The 10303-nt window shown below is 63.9% G+C and carries 8 protein-coding genes; 3 read left to right on the top strand and 5 right to left on the bottom strand.

Annotation, left to right across the window (positions count from 1 at the left end):
* On the top strand, nucleotides 1-1116 hold a 1116-nt coding region (locus D7D26_RS04175; RefSeq protein WP_120372151.1), incomplete at its 5' end, for an autotransporter family protein.
* 116 nt (nucleotides 1117-1232) lie between these two features.
* Here the strand turns inward: D7D26_RS04175 and D7D26_RS04170 are convergent.
* Complete coding sequence (locus D7D26_RS04170) at nucleotides 1233-1994, bottom strand: hypothetical protein (RefSeq protein ID WP_120372150.1); 762 nt, start codon at nucleotides 1992-1994, stop codon at nucleotides 1233-1235.
* 263 nt (nucleotides 1995-2257) lie between these two features.
* Here D7D26_RS04170 and D7D26_RS04165 point away from each other — a divergent pair, with 263 nt between their 5' ends.
* The gene (locus D7D26_RS04165) at nucleotides 2258-4075 is read left to right on the top strand and encodes a hypothetical protein (RefSeq protein ID WP_120372149.1); all 1818 of its coding nucleotides are present in this window, start codon (nucleotides 2258-2260) and stop codon (nucleotides 4073-4075) included.
* A gap of 168 nt (nucleotides 4076-4243) precedes the next feature.
* Nucleotides 4244-5317, top strand: a complete 1074-nt coding sequence (locus D7D26_RS04160; protein ID WP_120372148.1) for a hypothetical protein — start codon at nucleotides 4244-4246, stop codon at nucleotides 5315-5317.
* Between the two features lie 62 nt (nucleotides 5318-5379).
* On the opposite strand, the gene D7D26_RS04155 is transcribed toward D7D26_RS04160, so the two are convergent.
* The 4 genes from D7D26_RS04155 to D7D26_RS04140 all read right to left on the bottom strand — a co-directional run bounded on the left by D7D26_RS04155 (nucleotide 5380) and on the right by D7D26_RS04140 (nucleotide 10279).
* A complete protein-coding gene (locus tag D7D26_RS04155; protein WP_120372147.1) occupies nucleotides 5380-6357 on the bottom strand; it encodes a hypothetical protein in 978 nt (325 codons plus the stop codon).
* A 211-nt stretch (nucleotides 6358-6568) separates the two neighbouring features.
* Nucleotides 6569-7036: a hypothetical protein gene (locus D7D26_RS04150; protein ID WP_147413043.1), complete on the bottom strand. Its 468-nt coding sequence runs from the start codon at nucleotides 7034-7036 to the stop codon at nucleotides 6569-6571.
* Between the two features lie 56 nt (nucleotides 7037-7092).
* Entirely contained in the window at nucleotides 7093-9234 is a 2142-nt protein-coding gene (ldcC, locus tag D7D26_RS04145; protein WP_120372145.1) for a lysine decarboxylase LdcC, read from the bottom strand.
* Between the two features lie 250 nt (nucleotides 9235-9484).
* Nucleotides 9485-10279, bottom strand: coding sequence for an ADP-ribosylglycohydrolase family protein (locus tag D7D26_RS04140; protein WP_120372144.1), 795 nt, complete (start codon nucleotides 10277-10279; stop codon nucleotides 9485-9487).
* Nucleotides 10280-10303: the final 24 nt, after the last annotated feature.

Genomic DNA, 10303 nt, shown 5'->3' with positions numbered 1-10303 from the left:
GAGGGCGTCGGCGCGGATAATCCCGTGCAGTTCGCCGACGCGGCATCGGGCGTGACTTTTGTCGCTCTGCCCGAGACGTCGGGGATCGAAGAGGGCGTACTGTACGACTATGAGCCGATCATCGCCGCCGACTACACGGGCGACTCCAGCGCGTTCGGCCGCAACTGGTATTTCGTGGACGTCAAGCGGCACGAAACACCGACGGCCGACACCGCCATCGCCCAGGCTGCGCTCGACTACGCCGCCGCGACGGCGCGTCTGGAAATCGACAGCCTCAACAAGCGCCTCGGCGAACTGCGCGACTACGACGCCCCCGAAGGGTTCTGGTTCCGTTACAAGCGCGGTGAGATGGAGGGCGACGGCGTCTATTTCAAGGATAAATACAACTTTTATCAGCTGGGCTGGGACCGCAAGCGCGAGACTGATCGCCGCGGCGTATGGCGTTATGGTCTGGCGGCGCACTACGGCGACAATTCCGCCGATTACGCCAAGGGTAGCGGCAGCATCGACAGTTTCGGCGCGTCCGTTTACGCCGGCTGGACGGGGAAGCTCGGGCACTATGCCGATTTCGTGCTGAAGTACAGCCATCTTGACAATGATTTCACCGTGTACGCTTCCGACGGCACGGCGAAGGGCGGCTACAACAACTGGGCCATGAGCGTGTCCGCCGAGTACGGTTACAAGTTCGACCTGGGGCGGCGCTGGATCCTTGAACCTCAGAGTCAGCTGGTGTATACGCATATTTTCGACGCTTCGTATGCGACCAGCAACGGCATCGAGGTCAGACAGGACGGCGTGGACAGCCTGATCGGGCGTCTCGGTTTCCGTCTCGGCCGCGAGTTCGGGGAGAAGGGGCAGGGCGGTTACGGCAAGTGGTACGTGAAAGCCGATCTGCTGCACGAGTTCTGCGGCGACCGTGAGGTTAGCCTCTACGGGGCGCACGGCCAGACGTTGCGCAAGTACGAGGACGGCGGTGACACGTGGTTCGCGGCGGGGATCGGCGCCGACGTGACGATGGGGAAGAACTCGTTCTTCTACTGCGACGTGGAGAAATCCTTCGGCGCCGATATCGAGACGAACTGGCAGGTCAACCTCGGCGTGAGGTGGGAGCTCTAAAACAGGATCGTTAGCGCACGCAAAACAAAGCGCGCCCGCGAAAAAACTTCCGCGGGCGCGCTTTGTTTTGCGGCTGAAAGGCCTTTCTTTTGTTTCACGGGATGCGGCGGAGCGGCTCAGCCGCGGCGGAACGTGGCGACGCCCGCGGCGAGGAGCAGCGCGGCGATGACTGCGCCGGTCGCAAGCCCCATGACGCCGGATTCTTCGCTGTCTTTCAGCACTTCCTCACGGCTGAGAATGCCTTCCAGAACGCACGGCGCCTGATCGGGCGCGGGATGGAGCGCGCCGTCCTTCTGAACGGCCTTCACCGTGACCTGGCGGCCGCCGAGGTCGGAGATGCGGTAGGAGAAGCGCAGCGCGCCGCGCACGTTGCCCTTGGAGCGCGACAGATAGCGCTCGCTGCCGAGGAGCTTGCCGTACGTTACCAGTCCGGCGCGCGCGAGTTCCCCGCCGTCGAACTCCCGGCAGAACGCCGGCGTCGGCAGGGTCCTGAGCAGTTCCGGCGCCAGGACGAAGGCGCCGAGCTTGGCTTCGCCGACGAGCGCGCGGCTGCCCAGCGCTCCGGAATAGATTTTCTTCCACTCGTATTTGTTTTTGCCGTCCGTACCGACTCTTTCGTAACGTTCGGTCAGGCGCTCGGCCTTGGGCGAGGGCAGCGTGACGTTCAGCTCTCCGTCCACCGCCGGCGCGGTCATCTCCAGAACGCCGCCGCACACGACCAGGCGGCCTTCGTTTTCCGGCAGGACGGCCGGCTCGCCGAGGAACGCGGCGGCGGCCAGCTGCTCCTGCGCTTTCGGCATGTCGTTATGCATCTTCCAGACGAGAGCGCCCGTTCCGATTCCCAGCAGGACCAAAACGGCGCCGATGATTTTCTTCATGAAGCTTCCTCCTTCGTCGATGTTGTGATGGGGCCGGCGTTTCGAAAAAACGATTGTAGTGTAGCAGAAACATACCGGCCGGTCATCGCCCAAAGGGGTGAAGCGGCGCCGGCCGCGGGCGGATGGGCAAGCTCGTTTTTCACGCGGCGCTGCGAAGGCGCCGCCGTTTTTATGGTATTATGAACGAAGATCGGCTATAATTTTCGAACGATCGTGTGATTGCGGGCTGAGTGTTGCGGTCCGAACAGAGGAGGAATTTCATCATGCACGTGTTCGCTTTTTTGCTGGCGGCCGCCGGAGCGGCGCTGTCCCTGTGTTACAGCGGCTGTCTCGCCATGATCATGGAAAGCGGTTTTGAGCTTGGCTGGTTGAAGGACTTCGCTTCGCTCGATCCCAAGTCGATGTGCGTCGTCGCTTCTTCCGTTCTGGCGGTGCTGGGGGCGCTGCTGGTCCTGTTCAGGAAAAAGCTTGCGGCGCTGCTGCTGTTCGCGGCGGCGGGGATCTCTTTGTACTGCGAGTTCAGGCTGAAAATCGTCTATCCCTACGTTCGCGCTTCGGCGGTGCTGTTCGCGGCGGCCGCACTGATGGGCATGAAGGTCCGCGGCGCGGAGGACGAATACGGAGACGAGGAATATGTCGGCAAGGAGCCGGAAATGGCCGATCCCGCTCCGGCGACGGCGCTTGACCGCGAAGTGAAAGATGAGCTCGCCGCGGCGGAGGAGGGAATGCCGGCCCCGAAGGCGGGCTGTTCGCGCCTCTGGGGGTTCCTGCTGGCGTTGGCGGCGGCAGGTTATACGCTCTGGCAGAGCGGCATGTGGCCGGTCGTGCAGGCGCACTTCGTCGATCTCGAATGGTATAAGAATCTTCCCTCGCTCGACGCCAAATCGTTAAGCGCGCTTGCCGCGGCGGCTCTGGCCTTGTTGGGCGGCCTGCTGGCGCTGGCGAAGCGTGCCGGCGCTACGCTGTTTTTGACCGTTGCGGCCGTGGTCTGCGCGGTGGCCCAGCTTCACTGGGACGTCTGGTTCCCCGCGTCCTGGGGGGCTTTTGTCCTCTGCCTTGTCGCCGGCGCGGTTTCCTGGCCCGGTGCGGCGGTGGACGCGGCCCGGGCGGGACGCCGTTACACGTCGGCCTATGTTTTCGCCTTTATTTTCGCGCTGGCGGCTGCGGCTATTTCGCTTTATCAGAGCGGGGCGTGCCGCGTTCTTGGCGAAAAGTTCGGCGGCGGTTTCTGCCTGGCCGCGCTGGGTGATCTGGACGCGAAGACGCTGTGCGCCGCGGTGACGGCGGCGCTTGGCCTTGCGGGCGGCCTGCTGGCGCTCTGCGGCCTGCGCTTTTCCACCTGGCTGCTGCTGGCGGCGATGTTCGTCTCGCTGGGGGGCGAACTGATCTGGCCTGAGTATTACGCGTTCTCATGGATCGCGCTGCTGCTGTACGCGCTCTCCGCGCTGCTGAGCAGCGCGCTGGTGAGGGCCGGTGAGGAAACGCCCGTGAAGAAACTGCCGCTCTCCGTCGCCGTGATCGCCATGATGGCGGCGGCCGGAGCCGGCGGCGCCGCCGTGTGGTATTACGACAAGGGCGTGATGGCAGAGAGGTTCCGCGACGCCCGTGCCAACGATCCCGCCTATCAACAGATCGCCGAAGAGGTGAAAGCGAAGGACGCGAGGATCGCCGAAACGGACGGCAAGGTGCGGGAGCAGATGGGGCTCGTGGCCGAGCGCGAGCAGAAGATCGGCGAGCTGACGGCGGTCAGTGCCGCCAAGGACGAAGAGATCAGGAAACTGACCGCTCAAAGCGCCGCGCGCGACGAACGGATCGCGGCGCTGAACGCCCGGCTTGAGCGGGCCAAGACGGAGCTGGCCGCGGCGCAAGCCGAGTCGAGACGGAAGTTCATCTACCTGCGCGGCAGCAACAACGTGCGCGACGTGCCGAACGCCGACAAAGGGTCCAAAGTCATCGGCCGCCTCAGCAACGAAACGGCCGAAGTCGTCGGCTCGCAGGGCGGCTGGTATCAGGTGAAAGGCTCCTTCGGCGCCGGCTGGGTCTTCGGCAAAAACGCCGTGATGCTGGATCTGGGCAGATAAAACTTCAAAGCGGAGAACAACGGCGAAGAAGCCGCCTCGATCGAGATTTTGAGGCGGCTTCTTTCTTTTGGGACCCCCGGCGGGGAGCGGGGGCGCTTTCCCATCGGCGGGCGGCGGTGCTACAATATGAAGCGGCAAACAGAAACAGAGTGAAGGCGGTCGATAGAAGTGAAGAAACTGATAACGGCGATGTGGCTGATCTGGCTCTGCGTCCCGGCCTGGGCGCGGCCGGAGGAGATCTTCCGGCTCGAGATCCCCGCGGCGGCGGGCGGCATGGCGCGTGCCGTCCGCCCCAACGGACAGACGAAAGATCTCGGCAAAGTGCTGCGCGTGCCCACGGCCACGCGATATCCCGGCTACACGGCCAGCGCCTGGGCCGAACCCGGCACCGTGGCGGCCACGGCGGTGAACGCGATCCACCTGACGGTTTCCGTGGAGAACGAAAAGGGGCGCATCGTCAGCCTTGTGCCGGCGGAGACGATCGCTCCCGCGGCGGGCGCGTCGGCGGCGTTCGTGATCGACTGTCCGGCCGGTGCGGGGCTGTTCGGCGGCTGGGCGCCGGTGGTGGGCGACCGGGCGCGCGTGCGCCGCGCTGACGGCACGCTGCGCGAGCTGACGGCGGCTCAGCTGCCCGAACCCGGCGAGACGCTGGTGGTGTCGGTGACGGAAGACCTCGACGGACCCTACATGTTCGACTTCGAAAACCGCGCCGGCGGCGAGGTGCGGGCGTACTGGCGCGGCGGCGGCAAGGCGATCGCCTCCGTGGAGCGCCCCTTCCGTGGCGTGGGACGCTTCGGCGGCAGCAAGTTCCAGCGCCGCAGCGCCCTGCGCGCCAATCATTGCGGCGTGATCTGCGTGAGCACGAGCGACGTCGGCGACATCGGCGGCTTCCAGATCATTCCTTACGAGCATTCGTTCTCGCCGGAAATGAAATCGGCGTGGGAGAAGACGCAGTGGATGATCGTTCGTTCTCTCGACGGCGAAAAGATGACGGCGCGCGCGCCGCTTTTCAAGGGCGTTTTCACGCCGGGAGCGCAGGCGCTGGAGAAGCTGTGGGATTTCTGGTCCACGTACGGCCGCCGCTCGCTGGTGATGTGCCGCGTCGACGGCGGCGAATGGCGGCGTTTTAACGCCGCAGCTGGCAAGGATGATCACGCCTTCGACCATATCACGCATCTGCGCATCTACGCGCCCTTCACCAGGGAACCGGGCAGGAAGACGCATCTGGGCGACTTCCGCTGAACGTTGCGGAAAAAACGTAAAACAAAAAGGAGTTCACGAAAATTTTTCGGTGAACTCCTTTTTTAATCGGGCAGAAACGGCTTGAGCTTGGTCGCGAGCCGGCGCCACAGCGGCGCGCAAAGGCGCGCGAGGCGGCTCCGCTCGTGGAACAGCCCCCAGCCGGCCAGCAGGGCCGAAACGGCGAGCAGCGGATGATCCGCGCAGAACTGCAGCAACCCTGCGGCCGGGTCGACGTAAACGAAGCGGAAAAACCGCTCGCCCGTCAGGCGCGCCACCAGCGGCGCGAGGAACAGGCGCATCACGGCGTAATAACAGCACAGCGACAGCGGCGCCAGCACGGCGATCAAGCGGATGAAGCGGCGGTTCTCGTCCAGCGCCTGCTGCGAGATGGCCCGCGCGTAACATTCCGTGCCGCTGCCCATGAAGCGGTAAGCCCAGCGCTGCCACCGGCCGAGCCCCTGCACGCTCCGGTCGATCCGGGCGCAGGCTTCCCGGTAGACGCGCGCGAAGATCTGCACCTCGATGAAGCGCACCAGGTTGAAGCCGAATTCGCCGTAGATCTCCCTGACCTTTTTGAGCGGAAAGTCCCAGCGGGTGAAGTAGTAGTAAAGATTCTGCATGGCGATGCCGAGCGAGAGGGCGCGCACCACGAATCCCAGCGAGGCGACGCTGATCACGTGCAGGCGCGCCAGCGCGTAGCCCGTCAGGAAGACGACGAGCGTCGTGAAGGACTTGAAGAGGCTGACAATCACCAGTTCGAGAAAGCGCCGCCGCACCTGCTCGGCCACGCGCTGCTCCCGCGCCCGCCGCATCACCGTGTCGTCGATGTAATCGGGGATCGCGCGCGTGATCCGGTCGAACCAGCCGTCGTAGCGGCGGACGGGCAGCGGCGCGGCGGGCGCGGCGGGGAAATATTTCTCCACCAGAAAGACGCTGAGCCGATGTGACAGGCGCTGGCGCAGCAGAATAAAGCCCAGCGCGCTCAGAAGCAGCGAATGGGCGACGACGAAAGAGATCAGTGAGGAAAGGAAATTCAGCACAGCGCACCTCGGAAGACGAAAAGTCGGCTTGCCGCCGCGGCAGTTTGTTCCATTTTACACTGAGCTTTCGGAAATTGCGATTTTTCCCCAAGGAACGGAGGATCCCGGCGCAAGCTCTGCGGCACAAAGGAAGAGCGCCCGCGAACAGGTTCGCGGGCGCTCTTCCTGTATGAAGCGAAAACGTGCCGCGCGGAACATACAGCGGCGGCCGTCAATGATAACGAAGCGAGCTGAGGATACGTTCCGTTTCGGGAGTGTCGCCGTCCTTGACGATCTGCGTGACGAACCACGCGCCGTTTTCGATCGCGAAGCGGAAACGGCTTTTCGTCTCGGTTTGACTGCGCGAGTCTTTGCCCGCGACGGTGAACGAGCAGGAACCGTCCGCCGCGGCGGAGACGGCGCTGGTTTGGGCGCCGCCTTCGCGAAGCTGCTCGGCAAGGTATCCGGCGACCGTCTGCGGATCGAGGTCAGCCTTTTCCCGAGCGCTGGCCACCGCCTGAGCCGTCAGCGTGATCACGGTCTTTTTGTTGGCGGCGGTCAGCGTTACGCTGTCGTCGGCGCGGACTGCGGCGTCCCATGTTTCGGGAAAGACGACGGTCAGCGCTTTGGTGCGGATCTCCGTAGCGGAGGCCGAACGGGCGCACAGCATGACGATGAACAGCGCCATCAGTTTTTTCATGAAAACCCCTCCCGGGCACATCAATTTTGTCTTTGCGCCTGCGGTGCGCCGCGCGCTCATTCTTCGTCGAGCACCTTGACGTAATAGCCGTCCTTGCGGCGGTAGGCGCCGTGAATCTCGGTGTCGAAGCCGGGGAACAGTTCGCCCGTCTCGCAGAGCATGTTCAGGTAATCCAGCACGGCGGCGCTCTTCTCGGTGACTTTCTCGCCGGGCATGACCAGCGGCACGCCGGGCGGGTAGGGCAGGATCATGTCGGCGCTGACTTGGCCGAGCAGTTCCGCCAGCGGCACCTCGTGCGTTTCGCCGCGCAGGTTTTTCTGAAAGGCCTGGTACGGCGTGTATTCCATCTCCGGCAGATCGTCGTAGGCGTGGTACATCAGCTTGGGCAGGTCGCGTTTGCGCATCACGCGGTGCAGGCCGCGCGTGAGCTGCTGCAGCGACATGTTCATGTAAAACACGGGATCGAGCTTGAACAGGTCGGGCATGGCCTCGCGGATGGGAACGTCGTTGTCGTAGTCGCGCTTGAAATCCTGAAGCGCTCGCAGCAGCGCCTTGGTGCGCAGCTCGTCGACGCCGAGCGCGAACAGGAACAGCATGTGGTACGGCCCCGTCTTCTCGGTGACGACGCCGTGATTGTTGAGGTAGCGCGACACCACGGCGGCGGGGATGCCCTCTTCCATGAGCTGTCCCGTGGGATCCATGCCGGGCGTGAGCACGGAGACGCGGATCGGGTCGAGGTAGTTGAAGTCCTCGTCGGCGCCGAGGAAACCGTGCCAGCGTTCGCCGCGGGAGATGGGCCAGCATTTGGTCTCGGAAATGTCGTCGGGCTGCCAGCACTTGAAGAACCACGTGCTGCATTCGTCGTGCAGGCGCGCCAGCTCGCGGCGGAAAGTCATGGCGCTGTCGATGGAGTTCTGCAGCAGCCGCCGTCCCTGGTTGCCCGTCATCATCGCCGCGCCCGTCTCGGCGCTGGCGACGATGGGATAGTTGGCCGAGGTGGTGGTGTGCATCATGTAAACCTCGTCGAGCACGGATGCGTCGTACTCGCCCTTGACGTGAACGTAACTCGCCTGCGCGAAGGAGGCCAGCATCTTGTGCGCCGACTGCGTTTCAAAAATGGTCTTGCCGGCCGTCGCTTCGCCGCACATGCCGAACTTGTTCTCGTAGATTTGGTTGAACGGCGCGTAGGGCGACCAGGCGCTGTCGAAATGAATTTTTTTCACCGGCAGGTTGGCCTTGATCCAGCTGCAGTCGTAGAGCAGCCCGTCGTAAGTGCTGTCGCTGATGACCGCGTAGGTGGGCCAGGTGGCGTCGTCGCGCTGGGAAAGTTTGTAATGGATGGCCTCGGACGTGAACTCGTCGGCGGGGATGCCGCCGATCATGCCGTAGGCGTTGCGCGTCGGCAGCAAATAAATGGGCACCACGTCGCACATCATCAGCAGGTGCGTCATCGACTTGTGGCAGTTGCGGTCGATCAGCACCGTGTCGCCCTGCGACACGCAGTACATGCCGACGATCTTGTTGGCCGTGGACGTGCCGTTGGTGACGATGTAGCTGCGGTCGGCGTTGAAGGCGCGGGCGATCAGCTCTTCGGCGTCTTTGTGCACGCCGGTGTGTTCCAGCAGCGAGCCCATGTCGGGCACCGACACCGACGTGTCGGCGCGGAAGGCGTTGGCTCCGTAGAATTTGTAGTAAGCCCAGCCCATGGCGTGATGGCGGAACGCCGAGCCGAGCAGGTGCCCCGTGGTACAGAAGGTGTTCTTCTTCGCGTCGGCGAACTTGAACAGCGCGCGCGTGAACGGCGGCAGCAGCAGCTCGAAATAGCGGCGCACGGCGCGGTCGATTTTCGCCGCGGTTCTCTCGGCGTTGCGGCAGGGCAGCGGCACGAAGGCCAGCGTCAGTTTGTCCTTGTCCGGCGGCTGCAGTTCCTTGGCGGCCCCCGGGCTGGTCAGAGCGAAAAAGGGCAGGCGCTCGTTCAGTTCCCCCATAGAAGCGTACAGTTCGCCGCCCATCGTGTCCCAGTCGATGATCGCGCCGGCGGCTTCGGGGCGCTGCTCCAGCATGTCGACAAGGCTTCCCTCCAATTCCGGACGCTGCAGGCGGTAGCCTTTATTTTCCAGTTCTTCGAAAAGCTCGGCGGTTTCGGGGCTGTCGAAAATCGAATCCGAAGCGCGGTCGAGCAGCAAGAGGACGTTCATCTCGCCCCCCCTTTCTGGGAAGATCGGTGATCGTTACGTGGTACTTTATAAGCGCTTTCGCCTCAAAGCGCAAGGGCGGAAATCGGAAAAATCCGGCGGCGCGAAAATTTCATGCGGCGCGAAGAATCGCCCCTCTTCCGCTTTCTCTGGAAGAAGGGGCGAAAATTCAGCAATAGGTTTATTTGTCTCATCTCTCCAGGGGCGGGCGAAAAAAGCCTTTTGCCCCAATTTGTTGCAACGGGGCGGCGCCTTACGGCGCGCCGCCCATGAAGCGTCCTTCGAAAGCCAGCAGCACGGCTTTCATCTTTTCGTCCATGGCCGCCAGCGCCGCTGCGCGCATCGCCTCCGGCACGCCGAAGCGGACCTGCGCCAGCGCGCCGGCCATGTCGGCCTGCGTATCGGTGTCGCCGTTGAGAAGCAGCGCTTTGGCGACGGCGTCCTCGTAGGACGAGCTTTCGAGGAAACAGCGCACGGCCTGGGGCACGCTGCCCTGGCAGGCGGCGCTGAACGCATAGCCCTGCGCCATGATCTGCGCTACTGGCGTGCTCAGGTCGCAGCCGAACGTCGCCTCGAGATAATTTTTCAGCTCGTCGTTGGACGCTCCCTGACGCAGCGTGAAAACGGCGGCGGCGATGATCTGCGCGCCCTTGACGCCTTCGGGATGCCCGTGCGTGTAAAGGGCGCTGGCGCGCGCCAGTTCAAGGGCCTCGTCGCGCGTGCGCGCCGCCCAGCCGACGGGGGAAACGCGCATGGCCGAGCCGTTGCCGAAGCTGTCGTTTCGGGCCAGCTCGCCGTTTTCGAGCCAGAGGCGGAAGCCGCGTCCATAGCCGCGGTTCGGATACGCGCGGCCCCATTCCATGTAGCCGCGGGCGAAGCGTTCCGCGCTGCGGTCGCCGCCGAGCAGCGTTTCCGCCGTGGCGAAAGTGAGGATCGAGTCGTCGGTGAAACGGCAGCCGCCGTTGAGCAGCGGCCGCGAACCGTCGTAACGGGAACAACGGCTCTCGTACTGAGCGCCGCAGAAATCGCCGAGAATCGCGCCGAGCATTTTTTCATTCCTCCTGTTTTGAGA

Origin of the sequence: Pyramidobacter sp. CG50-2, from assembly GCF_003612005.1 — a bacterium.
Taxonomy (GTDB): Bacteria; Synergistota; Synergistia; order Synergistales; family Dethiosulfovibrionaceae; genus Pyramidobacter.
The sequence above is the reverse complement of the archived record's forward strand: the minus strand, read 5'-3'. Positions and strand labels throughout refer to the sequence as shown.

Bases quoted from the DNA above. Each gene is read 5' to 3' on its own strand.
- D7D26_RS04150 (WP_147413043.1), bottom strand. From the start codon at position 7,036: ATGAAAAAACTGATGGCGCTGTTCATCGTCATGCTGTGCGCCCGTTCG.
- D7D26_RS04140 (WP_120372144.1), bottom strand. From the start codon at position 10,279: ATGCTCGGCGCGATTCTCGGCGATTTCTGCGGCGCTCAGTACGAGAGC.
- ldcC (WP_120372145.1), bottom strand. From the start codon at position 9,234: ATGAACGTCCTCTTGCTGCTCGACCGCGCTTCGGATTCGATTTTCGAC.
- D7D26_RS04165 (WP_120372149.1), top strand. From the start codon at position 2,258: ATGCACGTGTTCGCTTTTTTGCTGGCGGCCGCCGGAGCGGCGCTGTCC.
- D7D26_RS04170 (WP_120372150.1), bottom strand. From the start codon at position 1,994: ATGAAGAAAATCATCGGCGCCGTTTTGGTCCTGCTGGGAATCGGAACG.